At 60.9% G+C, this 16,550-nt stretch carries 13 protein-coding genes; 2 read left to right on the forward strand and 11 right to left on the reverse strand.

Features of this window, described 5'->3' with window-relative positions:
- Nucleotide 1 precedes the first annotated feature (1 nt).
- The 7 genes from ACQR1L_RS23390 to ACQR1L_RS23420 all read right to left on the reverse strand — a co-directional run bounded on the left by ACQR1L_RS23390 (nucleotide 2) and on the right by ACQR1L_RS23420 (nucleotide 6,680).
- Entirely contained in the window at nucleotides 2-775 is a 774-nt protein-coding gene (locus ACQR1L_RS23390) for a CatB-related O-acetyltransferase (protein ID WP_434860279.1), read from the reverse strand.
- Between the two features lie 44 nt (nucleotides 776-819).
- Nucleotides 820-1,440 (reverse strand): hypothetical protein, encoded by a 621-nt coding sequence (locus ACQR1L_RS23395; protein ID WP_434860280.1) that lies wholly within the window; start codon nucleotides 1,438-1,440, stop codon nucleotides 820-822.
- A 23-nt stretch (nucleotides 1,441-1,463) separates the two neighbouring features.
- Nucleotides 1,464-2,771 (reverse strand): hypothetical protein, encoded by a 1,308-nt coding sequence (locus ACQR1L_RS23400; protein ID WP_434860281.1) that lies wholly within the window; start codon nucleotides 2,769-2,771, stop codon nucleotides 1,464-1,466.
- 164 nt (nucleotides 2,772-2,935) lie between these two features.
- Nucleotides 2,936-3,373 (reverse strand): hypothetical protein, encoded by a 438-nt coding sequence (locus tag ACQR1L_RS23405; RefSeq protein ID WP_434860282.1) that lies wholly within the window; start codon nucleotides 3,371-3,373, stop codon nucleotides 2,936-2,938.
- 482 nt (nucleotides 3,374-3,855) lie between these two features.
- Nucleotides 3,856-4,947: a glycosyltransferase family 4 protein gene (locus ACQR1L_RS23410; protein WP_434860283.1), complete on the reverse strand. Its 1,092-nt coding sequence runs from the start codon at nucleotides 4,945-4,947 to the stop codon at nucleotides 3,856-3,858.
- Nucleotides 4,941-6,041 carry a hypothetical protein gene (locus ACQR1L_RS23415; protein WP_434860284.1) on the reverse strand — a complete coding sequence of 367 codons (1,101 nt, stop codon included), beginning with the start codon at nucleotides 6,039-6,041 and terminating at the stop codon, nucleotides 4,941-4,943. The genes ACQR1L_RS23410 and ACQR1L_RS23415 overlap by 7 nt, the downstream gene beginning before the upstream one ends.
- A gap of 9 nt (nucleotides 6,042-6,050) precedes the next feature.
- Complete coding sequence (locus tag ACQR1L_RS23420; RefSeq protein WP_434860285.1) at nucleotides 6,051-6,680, reverse strand: DUF4214 domain-containing protein; 630 nt, start codon at nucleotides 6,678-6,680, stop codon at nucleotides 6,051-6,053.
- Between the two features lie 232 nt (nucleotides 6,681-6,912).
- Here ACQR1L_RS23420 and ACQR1L_RS23425 point away from each other — a divergent pair, with 232 nt between their 5' ends.
- Nucleotides 6,913-8,325 (forward strand): mannose-1-phosphate guanylyltransferase/mannose-6-phosphate isomerase, encoded by a 1,413-nt coding sequence (locus tag ACQR1L_RS23425; RefSeq protein ID WP_434860286.1) that lies wholly within the window; start codon nucleotides 6,913-6,915, stop codon nucleotides 8,323-8,325.
- Between the two features lie 37 nt (nucleotides 8,326-8,362).
- Nucleotides 8,363-9,922 carry a glycosyltransferase gene (locus tag ACQR1L_RS23430; RefSeq protein WP_434860287.1) on the forward strand — a complete coding sequence of 520 codons (1,560 nt, stop codon included), beginning with the start codon at nucleotides 8,363-8,365 and terminating at the stop codon, nucleotides 9,920-9,922.
- A gap of 82 nt (nucleotides 9,923-10,004) precedes the next feature.
- Here ACQR1L_RS23430 and ACQR1L_RS23435 read toward each other — a convergent pair whose 3' ends face one another.
- The 4 genes from ACQR1L_RS23435 to ACQR1L_RS23450 form a co-directional block, all read right to left on the reverse strand.
- Complete coding sequence (locus ACQR1L_RS23435) at nucleotides 10,005-12,026, reverse strand: tetratricopeptide repeat protein (protein WP_434860288.1); 2,022 nt, start codon at nucleotides 12,024-12,026, stop codon at nucleotides 10,005-10,007.
- A 32-nt stretch (nucleotides 12,027-12,058) separates the two neighbouring features.
- The gene (locus tag ACQR1L_RS23440) at nucleotides 12,059-13,405 is read right to left on the reverse strand and encodes an HlyD family type I secretion periplasmic adaptor subunit (RefSeq protein ID WP_434860289.1); all 1,347 of its coding nucleotides are present in this window, start codon (nucleotides 13,403-13,405) and stop codon (nucleotides 12,059-12,061) included.
- On the reverse strand, nucleotides 13,395-15,659 hold the full coding sequence (locus tag ACQR1L_RS23445; RefSeq protein ID WP_434860290.1) for a peptidase domain-containing ABC transporter: 2,265 nt from the start codon (nucleotides 15,657-15,659) through the stop codon (nucleotides 13,395-13,397). The genes ACQR1L_RS23440 and ACQR1L_RS23445 overlap by 11 nt, the downstream gene beginning before the upstream one ends.
- 187 nt (nucleotides 15,660-15,846) lie before the next feature.
- Nucleotides 15,847-16,449, reverse strand: coding sequence for a class I SAM-dependent methyltransferase (locus ACQR1L_RS23450; protein WP_434860415.1), 603 nt, complete (start codon nucleotides 16,447-16,449; stop codon nucleotides 15,847-15,849).
- Nucleotides 16,450-16,550: the final 101 nt, after the last annotated feature.

Raw genomic sequence — 16,550 nt, forward strand, 5'->3', positions numbered from 1 at the left:
ATTATTCCACCAGATCCTTCCAGGTTGTTTCCAGCGGACTATAAGGCTCAAGCTTACCTCTGTAGCGAGCTTCAAGAAATCTGTCGGCAAACTGAAACGGATCCCTTAGATTGAACTGGTAAAGGTACTTCGGATGGTAGTCCCACCAATTCGTCTGTATTAGGAGGGAGCAGAGCACATCATCGAACCTCTTCTTGACAGGACGCGCCGGCACACCAGCGACAACGGTATATGGCGCAACATCCCTTGTAACGATGGAGCCTGCCGCGACGATCGCGCCATGGCCAATCACCACTTTTTGCGCGATCTTAACATCGTCCCCTATCCAGACGTCATTGCCGATATCGGCACCCAGGTATCCCAGCTCCCTCGGGTGATAGACTTCTTCATTACCGAGCAATTCGGCTCGCCCGGCAGCCACATGTGGATAGCCGATATTGTAAGTGAAATTTGACTGGGTCACCCATTCTGAGGGGTGCCGTTCGCCAAACATCTTCACACCGTTGCCGATTGAAGTGTATCGACCAACTCTCATGTTGTGATTTTCGTGGCTACTTTCGATATACGAGAAGCTACCAATCGAAAATAGCTGCTTCGTGAAGGCGAAATGGGAGAAGGCCTCCAACTTGGCATTCTTGGGCAGAATTAGAGAGCTTGGAGGAGCGGCGCCGGGTCGGGATATGAATATTCGTCTCGAAGCCAATTTCGCAGACAGCGCTTCTGAATATGACAGCTCAATGGCTTCGTCGTTCTCAAAGATTATCGTTGTCATCATTCTGTTCTGCGTGGGTGGCTACTGGGAATGCGGAGACCGGAACCCTATCCAAAGTCGAACTGCCGCTGAAGTAGGTTAGCCAAGGCATCTGCCGGCAGCAGACCTTCTCGCAAGTTCAAGGCGACTAGGCTCCCTTCCTGCTTTTCAATTTCGAAAAACTTCAGCACGTCCCGATAGGCAGGCCTCTCGTCAGAAAAATCGTGAATAAGGACCAGCGGACTGCGATCGAGATCTCGTCCCCCGCAAATGACGGCGACTGAAAAGGCGCAAGAAACTCGAAATCGTCCATCTATGTAGACGATGTCAGGGAGAGTTAGACGCTTTGCCCATTCGCGCCATCCCGTTGCGATATAGTTGGGCCACAGCTTCAGACTACTTTCATCTTGGGGATTTCCCCATTCCCGTGTAGGTCCGATGTTTCCGTGGAGAATGGTGGCTCGTCCCTGGTTGATGGCGTCTGCGAACTCAGCATGTCTCTTGACTGCGGACACCCAGGCAGGATCAGAGTCGACTGCAACGATTGCATCGAAGCTGTGGCGGACTGCCATGAGGGTAGACCCGCCAAGACCGAATTCGAAGTAGCGTCTATATCCGCGCTGAAAGACCTCCTCCAACAATGACAGCTCGTTTCCAAAGAGATGAGGCGGGCCGATTGAAACTGACATCCTCTCCTCCAGTGACAGAAAATTCAGCTAACGATACGTCCCCAGATTTTATTGAACTCGTCTGAAGCCATCAGGCTCGCAACAAAGTTCCAGACGGCCATCTTGTCGACCTGTCGGGCAAATATTCCGTCATCCTCTGCCTCTCGGTGCATCAGGATGTGATACGCCTCAATGATATCCTCGACCGTGCATGGCCGGAGCGGATCGAGGTGGCGCGCCGGATCGAACTTTCGCTCGGGCAGGCTCTTGAACTCCTGCGAGCTCAGAATGGAACGGACATAGACCGCGACCGGGGTCTTGCCGGCGTGGCGCTGGTAGATCTCGTCAGTCTCCGGCACGCGATGCAGCAGCAGGCGGTAGGCATATTCGATGTCGGTCTGGGTGCAGGGCCGCATCGGATTGAGGTAGCGGCCGAGGCCGCGGCGGAGATCGTCGATCTCGGTCTCGGCGATGCGCCGGAACAGCGCGCGCTGCTCCTCGATGTAGCCGCGCACCTCGGGCTTCGAGGGCCAGGCGAGATCGGTGACCGGCGTCTCCTGCGCGGTGACGCGGCTGAAGCCGATCTTCTCGAACAGCTCCTTGTCCATGTGGGCGCCGACATCGCCGGTGTAGCGCGCGAAGGGCAGCGCGGTGTTGCAGCGCCACAGCCCGAGCCGGGCGCAGGCATGCGCCTTGGCGGCATCCTGCGACGAGCCGCGCGGGCAGGAGCCGAGCGCGGCATACATGTCGTAGACGGCGCGGTGGTTGCGGCGGGTGTAGTCGTTGCCCATCACGATATCGAGATAGGGCTGGATCGCCTTGCGGATGGCGGCGCGGTGCTTGCCGAACAGGCCGAAGCCCCAATGATGGTCGAGCGGGATGACGGCGCGGGCGCGATCCTCGCTCAGCGACGGCGGCGAGTAATAGTCGCCATAGCACGCGAAATAGGCGATGTTGCCGCTTTGCTGGGCCTTGTGCTGCATCACGTCGAGCATGCGGACATAGGCCGGCGACAGCACGAGGTCGTCCTCGAAGAAATAGGCGCAGTCGGCCTTCAGCTCGTCGAACAGGAAATTCTCGGCGCGCTCGAAATTCTCGCAGACGCCGATATTGCCGTCGGCGAGATGCACGCGGCCTTTCGGGAACTGGCGCTTGAACACCTCGACGCAGGCGGCGACCTGCTCGTCCTCGGCATAGCGCATGCGGCTGTAGCGGTTGACCGCGTTGTCCTGGAACAGATGGACCTCGCGGCGCTCGATCTCGCAGTCCACTTGCGCCTTCAGCGACGCCAGCACGCCATCGAGCTTGTCCGGCCGCCGGAACGACATGACCGCAATTGGAGCCAGACTCATCGAATCAAATTTCCCCCGGCCATCCCGGCGTCATCGTGATACCGGACGACTGTCTATAACTGTTATAATGGGGGAACTTAACCACAAAAGATGCAACCGTTGAAGGCCGGGCCGCCGGGAACCGGCGGCCGTTTCGTCACAGGGTTACCCGCCCGCGCCGTGCGCTATTCGATCGGGCGGATCTGCAGCGAGAACAACTGCACACCGAGGGTGCGCGAATCCTGGCTGCCGAACTGGCTCGGGCTCGCCGCCTCCGGCGAGTCGATCGTCAGCACGTTCTCCTCGGCCTTCAGCAGGCCGGCATCGAACGAGAACACGACGGTCGAGCGCTTGGTGCAATAGAGCGAGCCGATGCGCAGGCCGTTGAAATAGAACATCAGGTTCTGGCCCTTCAGCTCCTCGCCGTGCTTGTAGACGTCGAGGTCGAGGATCAGGTCGCACAGCGCATTGGCGGCGACGCCTTTGGCGTCGAAGGCGAAGCTGAGCTCGCACCACTTGCCGCTGGACCACACGAAGCCATCCTCGGGACCCCAGAAATTGCGCAGGCCTTCCTCGGGCTGGACACCCTTGGTGAATGTCAGCGAACTCTGAAACGTCAGCATCGAACCAATGACCTTTGTTGTTATGGAGACCCGGTGTTTGTTAAGTAGCTTTTTTGCAGTGCGAAGTAAACCTCCCCAGATGAGAAGTGGGCGCATGGTGTATTTCGCGATCAACGCAGTGAGGCCTTTTGGGTTCGGCGGTGGTGCGAGTGCGCGAATGCGCTGCCCATGATTGCGCCCTCTCCCTCGCGGCAATCGCGAAGCGATTGCCTGGAGTGGGAGAGGGCTACACTGACGGTCGCTCTGGACTCACTCGGGTGAGGGGTTGCCTGCCACGAGCAACACTGCTCGTGTGGAAAGAGACCCCTCACCCGTCATCGGAGTGAAATCTTCCGTTCATCAACATGAAATGGCAATTTCAAAATCAAACAACATCAGATCGAGCAACATCAAAACGAGCAGCAACAAACAGTCATCAAACCCATCACCACATCAATCAATACACATTCGTCATACCAGCTTCATGAACGTTCAACGCGCGGTCACGCCGACACCCATTCGATGATCGGCTCGGCCATGCGGGCCGGGCCGAACAGGCGGCTCTGCGCCAGCGCGCGGGAGGCGAGCTCGGCCTGGAGCTTGGGCTTCGTGAACTCGGCGAGGCAGGCGGCGAAGTCGGTGGTCGAGAGCGGATCGAAATACAGGCCGGCGTCGCCGATCACCTCGGGAAAGCTCGAGGTGCGCGAGGCCAGCACCGGCTTGCCGAGGCTGAGCGCTTCGAGGGCTGGAATGCCAAAGCCCTCGTAGAGCGAGGGGAACACCAGGAATTCGGCGTTCTTCAGCAGGCGATACTTGATGAACTCGGAGACGAAGCCGGAGAACACCAGCTTCTCGCGCTGCTCCGGCGTGAGGTCGGCGAGGAACTTGTCGACCAGCCAGCCCTTCTTGCCGATGACGATGAATTTCAGCCCGGAGTCCGCGATCTCCGGCAGCGGCATGGCGTTGATGAGAAGCGTCAGGTTCTTGCGCGGCTCGATGGTGCCGATGACGGCGGCGTAGCGGCCGAGATTGAGCGGCGGCATGTTCTCGTCGAGCAGCGCGAATTCCTCCGGCCAGTCGACATATTGATAGAGCACGCGCGCCTTGTTGCCGACCGAGGGGAACGCCGACAGCAGCGCCTCGCGCGTCGCCTCGGAGACGCAGAATACGACCTCGTCGCTGGCAAGCTCGTTCTTCAGATGGTCGAGGTGATAGGCGATGTTCGCCTCCTCGTGGTTCTCCGGCATGAACAGCGTGCTCATGTCGTGAACCGTCGAGGCCTCGTGGCGGGAGACGTCCCAGGCGGGCTTGACCGAGGGAAAGAACAGATGGCTGCCGGGATCGACCAGTTTCGGCGCGCGCGCGGCGTTGGCGAGGCTGTCCTTGAGGAAGGCGCCGGTGCCGATCTTGATCGCGGCGTTGACGTGCTCGGAAGGGATCAGCGAGTAGTTGCAGCAGAATTCGAGCTCGACGCGGCCGTCCTGCTGCAGCGCCTGGATCAGGCGGCGGGTGAACACGGGGATGCCGGTCCACTGGTCTTCCAGCAGCGGCGCGACGTCGATCGTCACCTTGGGGCGAGCGGCTGGCTTTACCATGCGGCGATCAACCCGGTGTCGTTGGGATGCAGCGCGAGGTGCTCGAGCCAGTAGAATTCGGGCCGGCGGCCGAGCAGATGATCGATATATTCGACATAGAGCTCGCGGGTGTCGGTCGCGCGCGAGGCGGCGACCACGATGTGGTCGAAGCGGCCGTAATATTCCGGCGGATGCAGCCAGGCATCGAGGCTGTTGTGCAGCACCAGCTCGACGCGGCGGCTGCCCTGAAACAGGAAGCTCTCCGGGCATTCCTGGCTCGCCAGCACGATGCGGTGGCTGGCCACCGAGGGGATGCCGCCGGGAATGCCGCGCAGGGCCTCGACCAGGGTCTCGATGCCCGCCTTCATGTCGGATTCGGCGGTCTCCGCCGTCGGCAGCGCCAGGATCACGCCGACGGTGGGATCGAAGAAGGCGGCGGCGATCTCGCGCGCGATATAGCGGCAGAAGCCCTCGCTCTGCAGCGCGATCTCGCTGAGCGGCACGTAGATCAGGCGGCTGCAGCGGCTGAAATTCTCCGTGAGGTCGATCTTGCCGGACAGCGCGATCTGGTCGAACGTCGCCTGCACCGAATGCCGCACCAGGCAGAACGGCAGGAACGCCGGATCGAGGTTCATCAGCCCCTCGGCGGGCTGCAGGATCACGGTCGGGATGCTGGCGTCCGCGGGGAAGGTGAAGGCGGAGTTGATCTGCGAGGCAAGGCCGCGGATCAGCTCGGGGCAGCGCTTCTGCAATTTGACGAAGCGCTCGAAATTCTTCTCGACGCCGAGCCGCATGAAGAAGGCGTGGTTGGTCATGCCCGGCACGACGCGCACGGTGCGGCCGTCGCTGATGCAGATGTGGTCCTCGATGCCGCCGATGCGGTTGTGCAGCCAGGCGGTGGTCGGTCCGTTGGTGAACATCTCGGGCCGCGCCACCACGAGGCTGTCGACGCCGTGGTCCTCGCAGATGTCCTTGATCAGCCGGACGGCGGCCTTGAGGTCCTCGCGCAGCTCGAGCGCAAGCAGCTCCTGCGCCGGGAAGATCGAGCCGGGGACGCGGACCTTGGCGATGTCCGCGGCGGGAAGCGAGATCAGCGCGCCTTTGTCCTGGAACACGGCGATGCCTCAGGCGAAGGGGAAGCCGGGCGCGACCGGCGAGGTCAGCAGCCGCGGCCGCGAGCGGAATTCGTCGCTGTCGGACAGGATCTTCAGCAGCGCGAACGGCGAGATCTCGCCGCGCCGGAGCTTCTTGCCATACAGGCTGATACCGGTCGGATCGGCGGCGCGGCCGAGCACATAGACATAAGCGAGTTTCACGAAGCCGTCGACTCCGCGCTTGCCGATCACGGCATTGAACACGCCCTCGCAGCCGGCGAGCTCGTCGATGCCGCCGATCATGGTCGGATCGGTCTTCAGCAGCACCTCCACCGAGCTGATCGACGCCGCGCCGTCGGAGACGACATTGGGCTTCTCCACAACATGCAATTGCCGCTTCGCCTGGCGATCGACCAGGACCAGCGTCGCACGGCGCAGATTCGCCGCGCTCTTCAAACGCAGGCGAAATCCGTGCCAGCCGGTGCCGAGCTTGCCGGCGACGAGATCTGGCCGATAACGGTGCGCAAATCCGGTGGCATGCTCCGTCCCGTTGGAGTCGAACACCGATACCGCCCGCACGCTGAGCGGACGATGATCATCGAAGGCCCAGCCTTCGACATAACCCGACGACGTCAACCCGTCGATGTGCCCCCGCAGCATCGAAATCCTCGCGAATTCACAAGCTCAAATTTTATAACAAAACGGATCGATTCCAAGCCGGCCGATGGGTTAAACTTAACACTCGCGAGCCCTGGATCGGCGCAGCCAAGTCCCATAGACACAATTCCGCTCGCGTTCATCAAGGCTTTCTCAAGCTGACACAGAATTTGCATGACGATCTGGCAATGCGATCGTATTTGATCGCGATATCAGATCGGTCGAGGACATGTTAATGAAAAAGCTATTGCCAGTGATCATGTGCGGCGGTTCCGGAACCCGGATGTGGCCGGAATCGCGTGAGACCTATCCCAAGCAGTTCATCGCGCTGCTCGGCGAGCGCTCGACATTCCAGATGGCGCTGCAGACCGTCAGCGCGGACATGTTCCAGAATCCGATCGTCATCACCAATGCGGCCTACCGCTTTCTCGTGCGGGACCAGATGCAGGCGGTCGGCGTGACCGGGCAGATCGTCCTGGAGCCGGTGGCGCGGGATTCCGGCCCCGCAGTCGCGGTCGCGGCTGAGATCGCCGCCATGGCCGATCCCGAGACGGTGATCGTGATGCTGGCCGCCGATCACGTCATCCGCGACACCGCCGCCTTCCTGAGCGCCTGTGAGCAGGCTGCCACAGCAGCGACCCAGGGCGCGATCGTCACCCTCGGCATCACCCCGACCGAACCTGCCACCGGTTACGGCTACATTCGTCCTCAGCGTCACGACGGAGCGCAGGGCGGCGCAATGCGCATCGAGCAGTTCGTCGAGAAGCCGAACGCGGATCTCGCGCGCAAATACGTGGCCGACGGCTATTTCTGGAACTCCGGCAATTTCGTCTTCCGCGCCGACGTCATGCGTGACGAGATCGCTGCGTTCGAGCCCGAGATGGCCAAGGCCGTCGCCAACGCCGTGACCGCCGGTCAACGGGATCTCGGCTTCCTCGTGCTCGACCGCGCCGCCTTCGAGACGGCTACCAAGAAGTCGATCGACTTTGCGGTCATGGAACGGACGTCGAAAGCCGCGGTTGTTCCCGTGGACATGGGCTGGTCCGATGTCGGCTCGTGGGGCACGATCTGGGAACTCTCGGAGCGGGACCGAAGCGGCAACTCCATTCTCGGCCGCGGCGCCGTGCTCAATGCGCGCAACGTCCATATTCGCTCGAGCGAGCATCTGACGGCCGTCGTCGGCGTCGACGACGTGGTCGTGGTCACCACCCAGGATGCCGTCCTGGTGCTGCGGCGCGACCAGTCCGACAAGGTCAAGGATCTGGTGCAGCAGCTGAAGGCGAGCGAGCGCAAGGAGGCGTCCGAGCATCGCCGCTCGTTCCGTCCCTGGGGCTATTACCAATCGATCGATCAGGGGCGCCGCTACCAGGTGAAGCGCATCGTCGTGAAGCCCGGCGAGCGGCTGTCGCTGCAGAAACATTTCCATCGCGCGGAGCACTGGATCGTGGTCTCGGGCGTCGCGGAGGTCACGCGCGACGACGAGATCAAGATTGTGCACGAGAACGAATCGATCTATCTGCCTCTCGGTTCCGTGCACCGGCTGACTAATCCGGGCAAGATCGACCTCGAACTGATCGAGGTTCAGACCGGGTCCTATCTTGGCGAAGACGATATCATTCGGATCGAGGATATCTATAATCGGACCTGAACGCGGGCTTTGCCCGAGATGACCGGCGGCGTATCCGATGGCACCCCCGCTCGACGTGGTTCTTGAGGATTCCGTCGTCCGGGCGGTGTATCTGCTTTATGCAGGCGAGCGCGGACTGCGTGAAGATGCACCCGAGACGCTTGTCCAGTTCTGCTGCTGGCTGATCGTATCGGGGCGCCACGACATTGCGCATCCCATAGTCATCGCCCGCGCGGTCATCGTTGCTCTGACGACTCCGGATACGAGCGGTACGCACGCGCTGATGTCTTTCGTGGCGCGGGCACAAAGCCATCCACCGCCACCGGCCAAGCTTCCCGGCTTTTACTACACCCGTGCTGTGCCGGCTCTTCGGCTCGCACCTTTTCTCGGGCCTGGCGATTTCGCCAACCTGCCAAGCTTCGGCACGGATTCGCGCAACAACGACCCGGACGAACTGACCTTCATTCGTGAACTAGCGTCGGGCCCAATGCGCGCCGATTGCCCTTCGGTCTCCATCATCGGGTTTCACCGATCGGTTCTCGGGCTCGGTGAGGATGCGCGCAGCATGTTCCGCGCTCTGATCAGTGCGGGCATAAGCGCGGAACTAATCGATGTCTCTCCGCCATCCTTGGAGAGCTCGGAGGAGATCGAGCCTTACAAACCTTTCGAGGCGTCCAGGCCTAGCGGCGAAGCCCTCATCTTCTGCATGCCGCCCTTTGAAATGATGCGCACCATCGCCAACCTGGCGCTCGAGGCCGGGCGGAGCCGCCAATATCGGATCGGGTACTGGGCCTGGGAGACAACATCGCTTCGCAGTGACTGGCTGCTGGCGGCCGACCATGTCGATGAGATCTGGGCGATGAGCCACTTTCTGAAGGGGGTCTATGAATCCCAATGTGGAACGAAGCCCGTCATCTATATGCCTCCCCATATCGACGAGCCGAGTTGTCGGATTCCGGGAGATCTCGCACCGATGTTCTCCGGAGGCTTCAGCTTCCTGTCGATCTTCGACTTCAATTCACGCATCGAGCGCAAAAACCCGTTGGGATTGATCCGGGCCTTCAAGGCAGCTTTTCCTGACGGCGCAGAGCCCGTCAGATTGGTCTTGAAGACCCTCAATCAGGAAAAGCATCCTGAGCAATTCGCCGAGGTCATGAGCAGCATCGGCGCCGATGAGCGGATTATCCTGATCGACGGCCCCCTGCATCAGTCGGACCTTAACGGCCTAATCTCGCTCGCAGACGCCTACGTCTCGCTGCATCGCTCCGAAGGTTTCGGCAGAACGATGGCCGAAGCCATGCGCCTCGGGGTTCCCGTCATTGGCACCGGATGGTCGGGACCCGCCGATTATCTCGATGAAACCACTGGCTATCCCATCGACTCGATCAAGATTCCGGTCGCTGACCATCAATATCCATTCGCGGCGGGCGAATGGGCGGACCCAGATTTGGATCAGGCAGCCTCGGCCTTCCGCTCCGTCGTCGACAATTGGGAACAGGCTTCCGGGCGGAGCGAGAGGGCCAACGCGCGAATCAGTCAGCTCTACTCACGGCATGCTGTGGCAAACCTCCTCCGAGCTCGTCTGCTGCAAATTGGTACGCAGATCGAGGCCAGCTAGCGCTTTAACCCGTCATATCAATTTGTGCCGAATAGAAGCTACTCCTCGGAGGCTGGATTCTTGAATGACCTGATGAAGCGGCTCAGGAGGAAGACGGCGACGTCGCGCGGACCGCTTCCAATCGTTGCTTCGCGCCTTCATGACCCTGGGCGGCTGCGCGATTGAACCAGAGTTCGGCGGCTGCGGCATCCTTCGGGATCCCGTTGCCCGTCGCCAGGGCATCACCAACCGCAACCTGCGCGGCCGCCATACCGTTTTCCGCGGCGATTCTGAACCACTCGATGGCCTTCACTGGATCGCGCGCACAACCCTGCCCCTTTGAGGTCATCACAGCGAGGTTGTACTGCGCCAAGGTGTGACCGCCATGAGCGGCCGCCTCATACCAACCAACCCCCTTCTCGAGATTCTGCTCGACGCCGTTACCCGTACAAAACAAGACAGCGAGGTCGAACTGCGCGCCCGGATGTCCAGCCCGCGCAGCTTTTTCAAGCCACGCCAAACCAATCGAGGGGTTTGGGATCGCGATCTTGGAATCGAGGTACAGGCGAGCGAGGACGAACATGGCCTCGGCCAGTCCAGCCTCCGCGGCACGCGTGTACCAGACGATCGCATCAGCGACCCACGGCACACCGCCAAACTTTCCTTCGCGCAAATATCCGAGTTGCAGCGCCGCCGGCGCATGACCAGCATTGGCTGCATCCTCGAATAGTTTCGTTGCACGTGCCACGTTCGAGGGTGATTTTTCAGACTGTAGCAGGAACAGCGCCAGGGCAACCTTTGCTTCGGAATCTCCGCTGTCGGCTGCTTTACCGAGCCAACGCTCTGCTCGAGCCTGATCACGCTCCACGCCGGCACCGGCGGCATAGATGCGACCGAGTTGCACCTCTGCCGCGCGCAGTCCGCCTTCGGACGCCTTCTCGAACCATCGGATCGCAGTCGCTACATCGCGCGGAACACCAGTGCCGTTGAGATAAAAAATGCCGATGTTGAACGCTGCGGTTCCGTGGCCTCCCTCCGCAGCCTTGAGAAACCAGCGCGCAGCTTCCCTCTGGCTTGGCGACACTCCCGTCCCGGACGCGTAGAAGCGGCCAACGAAGAATTGCGCCTGCACGTCGCCGCGTTCCGCCGCGGCCTCGTACCAGCGCGCAGCCTCACGCATGTCTGGCTCCGAGCCCAAGCCCTTGGCGTAGAACTCCGCCAATCTTTGAATAGCAGGAAGATGTTCCTTCCGTGCCGCTCGCCGCAGTGCCGTCTCCGCGCGATCGATCGACTTTTCGACACCATCACCCGAAAGGTACATCAACCCAATGTTGTAGAGGGCGAGGGGATCATCATGGCGAGCAGCGTCAGCGAACAATCGAGCAGCCTCGGCAGAATCCTGATGAATGCCGATGCCCTTGAGATAACTGAAGGCGAGCGCGACCTTGGCGCGGACGTGGCCTTCATCGGCCGCCTGTCGGTACCAGCCGACGGCCGCCTCTGGATCAGCATCCACTCCGAGGCCTTGAAAATACACGTCGCCAAGCCCAAACGCGCCCGCAGCGAGGCCGCCGGCTGCAGCTTTCGCGTACCAACCGCGCGCCGCGGCCAGATCGACCTGGGCTCCTCCCCATCCGAACCGAAGGATATCTCCCATTCTGGCCTGGGCCTCGAGATGGCCAGACTCGGCCGCCTCGCATATCCACTTCAGAGCTTCTTGAGGATTCTTGTCGACTGCCAAGCCTGAGGGAAACAGCAAGCTTTCGACAGATTGGCGATCAACGCCGCGCGCAGAAACTGCGCGTCTCCAGAGTTCAGGAGCATTCAACCCGAGCGGCGCTTCGACCCCACCCTGCAGCAACAGTCCGAGTTGGTACTTGGCGTCGGCATGTCCCCGTTCCGCTGCGCAACGATACCACACCGCTGCGTCCGGGTAGGAACGCGCGACTCCCTCGCCATTTCGGTAGGCTTGCGCGACACGAAAGGCAGCATCGGCGGAGCCCGCATCCGCCGCTCTCTTCCAGATGCGGACTGCATCCAGGTAAGCTCCGGCCCTATGACGCGCGTCTCCCGCTTCCACGGAAGATCCAGAAGGACCGAACTGAGGAAGGATGCCCGACAGCACCTGACTTATCCGGCTCATGATGCCGCGATCACCTACGGTTCGCGCATGGCCTGACCAACACCATGAATCATGCCTCCAAGCAGATACATGGCGACCGATCTGGTCCCGACGTTGACGTCGCCAGTCAGGGTCATACCCGGGATGAGCCGGAAATTGCCCGGAACGTCGTGAAACTTCGTCCCGTCGACTGAGCATCGGGCCTTGTAGAACGCATCGACAGGCTTGCCGTCCTCATCAACCGTAAACGCACCTTCGCTAATCCACCGCACCTTGCCTTCGGCTGTGCCATGCTCGGCCGCATTGAAGGCGTCGACCTTCAGGGTGCATGGATCTCCAGCTCTTATGAACCCGACGTCGCGAGACGAGATTTTGATCTCGGCCTCGACACGCGTCGAGATCGGCATGAGAGTGATGAATGGATCACCCGGCTTCAGAACCGAGCCCACCGACAGCTTTGCCATCGTGAGCACAACGGACGGCTCCGCCGCAGTCAACCGAACCAAGTCTTGATGCCTGATCGCCTTCTCATACGCAGCCTTTGCGGCGTCGAGGGAATTCTGCGTGGTCACCAGATCCTGGCTAAGCTGCGCATTCCATTGCTCCACGAAGGCCTTCCGGTCAGCCTTCAAGGATTCCAACTGATGCCTGGCTTCGGCCAGACTATTGTGAGTGCTATCCATCTGGCGCAACAACTCCAATCGGGTGTCTTGCGAGATGTAGAGGTTGAGCTTCGATCCGCTACCACTCTCAGCCAGGGTCGAGCGCATCGATTCGATCTTCTGCAGGACATCATCACGCTGCGCGTAGCGCTCGTCATCTTTCTGCAGTTTCTGTATCGTTGCCGCCGTCTGACTGATTTTGGAATCGAAACTCGCTATCTGCGCCTCGTACTGCGCCCTCCTCTGCTGGTAGAGAGCCTTCTGCAAGGCAGCATAGCTGGCGAATTCGGCGTCAATGTTTGCGGGAAAGACCAGAGCCGTGTTGCTCAGCTCGGCCTTGTCGCGCAGCACCTGTGCCGTGAGGCTTGCGACCTGAGACTTGTACTGTGCGACGTCGGCCTGCGTGAACGTTGGATCCAGGGTGGCCAGCAGTTGGCCAGTCGCGACCTGGTCTCCCTCCCGCACGTCGATACTCTTGATGATCGACGCATCGAGCGCTTGAAGAACACTCACGGAATCGAGCGGAACGATTTTTCCGCCAACGCTTGAAATGACCCGGTCGAGCCGGGTCAAGCACATCACGATGACCAGCGACACAACGAACGCGACCAAGACATAGAGCGTAGCACGAGCAACGATCGGCTCGGGCGCCTCGCGAATGGCAGCCGTCTCGGATTGGAACTGACGAACGGTCGCTAAGGACGCGGTGTTAGCTGACAAGGGTCGGCCCTCCGTATCCGGGGCGGCCGCGACGCGGCGCCGCCATGGCATGGCTGTTTTGCTGGTGCCAAAGGCTCGAATAGATCTCATTGCGCTCCAGAAGCTCTTCATGTCGACCGAGATCGTCGATGACGCCGCGGTTCAGAACCAAGATCGCATCGCAGTCCACCAGCGATGAGAGTCGGTGAGAAATGACGATCATCGTGCGGCCATGCGCGATACGGGCGATGTTGGCGTTGACGATCGCTTCACTCTCCGCATCGAGGGCGCTTGTCGCCTCGTCCAGGATCAGCATGGGCGGATCGACGATCAAGGCTCGGGCAATGGCCAGACGCTGACGCTGCCCGCCAGACAGATTTGGAGAGCCCTCGTAGATATACGTCTCATAGCCGCGCGGGAGCTTGTCGATGAATTCCTCTGCTCCAGCGAGGCGCGCCGCACGCGTGATTTCGTCGAACGTTGCATCGGGCTTGGCGGCGGCGATGTTTTCCCGAATCGTGCCGCTGAACAGGAAGTTTTCCTGAAGCACCACTCCGATGTTGCGACGAAGGTGATCGACATCGTATTCGCGGACGTCGACGCCATCGATCTTGATCAAACCCTGATAATCCGAGTGAAGCCGTTGGAGCAGGCGGGTGATGGTGGTCTTTCCCGAGCCGCTCTTCCCCATCACGCCCAGAGTCGTTCCCTGGGGAACTTCAAATGACAGGCCATTGAGCGCAGGAGAGACTGCGCCCTTGTACTTGAACGTGACACCCGAGAACTCGATGTGTCCTTCAAGCGGCTTTCGCACGCCATGTCCTGAGCGCCCCTCTTCGGGCTCCTGATTGACAAGATTGCCAACCATGCTGACGGCGGTCCGCGCTTCATCCAGCTGATTGACCAGCTGCGCCATCTGCATGAGGGGTGCCGCGACCCTTTGGGAAAGCAAAAGGAAGGCAAACAGTGCGCTGATGAACACCGGGTCGCCCGACACCAGCGCGAGATAGACACCGATCGCGTAAGGCGCGCTGACGGCCAAGCGCTCCAGGGGACGCACGACCGCCTGAATCATGGTCCCGACCATTCCCTCGGCCAGGCGCGCCTTTGCGACCCGCGCGACGAGAACATCCCAGAGGTGCTTCTGCCTTGCGTCGAGAGCCAGAGACTTCACCGTGCGAATGCCCGCGAGATTCTGGAACATGAAAGCGCCGAGTTGACCTTCGGCGGCGATAACAACATTCGATCGCTTGCGGTACACCGGCAGCATTGCGACCAACCATGCCGCGATCACCGCGACGAAGCCCAGCACGATGAAAGTCATCAGCGGGCTGAAAAAGAACATGACCGGCAGGAAGAAAAACAGCGTTGTCGAATCCAGGATCGTTCCGAACAGCTGACCCATCAAGAATGTTCGGACGCGGAAGATCTCACGCATGTCTCGCGCGATGATACCGACCTGGTTCCGCTCGAAAAAGTCAATCGGGAGGTTCAACACCCTCTCGAAGACATAGGTCGACAACTTCACATCGAGCCGGGCCGTGAGCTGATGGACCAGGAATTGGCGGAGGAAACCAAAGATTGCCTCGAAGGCAATGACCACGGCCATTCCGATACAGAGAACGGTGAAGGTATTGTATGCCTTATAGTAGATCACCTTTTCCGACATGAGTCGCCAGAACATGATCGGCGCCAGGCCGAGAAAGCCAAGGACAATCGCCGATACAGCGATGTCCCGCGCCATCCGCCGCTCCCTGAAGATCAGCGCTGTGATCAGGCCGAGGCTGAAGGGCTGGGTTTCGTCGGAGATCTCGTAGTCGCGCTTCACCAGGACGACGTCGCCGGTCCAGACGTCCTCGAGACGGAGGCGGTCGATCACCAGGAGGGTGTCGTCGTCGACATTGGGGTCGCGCAGCACGACGCGCGGGTTGTTCTCGTCGCCCTCCAGGCGCAGCAGCACCATGCTGCTGCCGTCCTTCAGGCGCACGATCGCCGGCAGCGCCTTCTTGAGATGGCTGAGGCCGTCCCAGTCCAGCTTGACGACCTTGGCGGTCATGCCGGAATTGTTGGCTGATTTCACGATCTCCGCGGTCGTGACCTCGGCGCCGGACAGCACGTTGTCATGGATCAGCTGCGAGACGGTGAGATGCAGGCCGTGCTGACGCGCGACGATCACCAGCGCGGCAAGCCCGGTCGGCGCGGCGCCGTCCTGCGCGGCATCGAAGCTCGAGGAGAGCGGCGCGGGCTGCGGGACGATCGCGGAGGATGAGGACATCGCAGAGATGCTCCTGAAAATTGCCGTTCGCAGCGACAACGTTCCGCTGCGCTAAACGAGCTATAACATTTCATTAGCATACCGCATAACAGCGGAGAAAGCCAACGCCGGTCCGGGGCTCACACGCCCTCTCGCACCCACGGCCGAGACACGTGATTAACGCGCGACACGCGTGCGGGCGAATGGCTCAGGCGGCTTCCCGCATATCGAAGCCGGCTCGGGCGAGCGAATCCTCGACATCGGCGACGTCGGCCTCCGGCATGAAGGCGAGCGCGCAGATCTCGAAATTCTCGCGCCGGACATTGATGGTCGGGAAGCCGGCCGACATCAGCAGGTTCCCGAGGCGCTCGGCCGTGAAGCCGGTGCGATGCGCCATATAATAGTGTCCCTCTTCGATCGCCCGCGTGTGCCCGTAGAGCATGTCGAGCGGACGAATCGGGCCGGCCGGCGAGTTATAGGCAATCGACGCGATGCCGTGATCGATGATGTGCTGGGCCACGGCCTCGATGTCGGGACTCATCACCAGCGCGAAACCGTCGGCGCGCAGCACCCGGTGAATCTGGCGCAGCGCAGGGTACACCTCATGCGCATAGAGATGCTCGAGCACGTGCGACGACCACACCGCGTCGAACGACTGGGCCGCAAAGGAGGAATCGAGCTCGGTGATCGAGCCGACGACATCGGGCTTGACCTCCGGATCGATATCGAGCCGCACCTCCTCCCAATGCTTCTCGGCGATGAGACGGGCGATGCGGTGAGCCGACCCCGGCCCAGATCCGGCATTCAGCATGCGCTTGAGCGTCGACGACAAAGACTGACCCACTCCCTTCGAGACGGATGCGGCAACGGACGGGAACCGCCGCCACCCTCAAGTTAACAGGTCTGTTAAGG

The organism is Bradyrhizobium sp. HKCCYLR20261, from assembly GCF_051168435.1.
Taxonomy (GTDB): Bacteria; Pseudomonadota; Alphaproteobacteria; order Rhizobiales; family Xanthobacteraceae; genus Bradyrhizobium.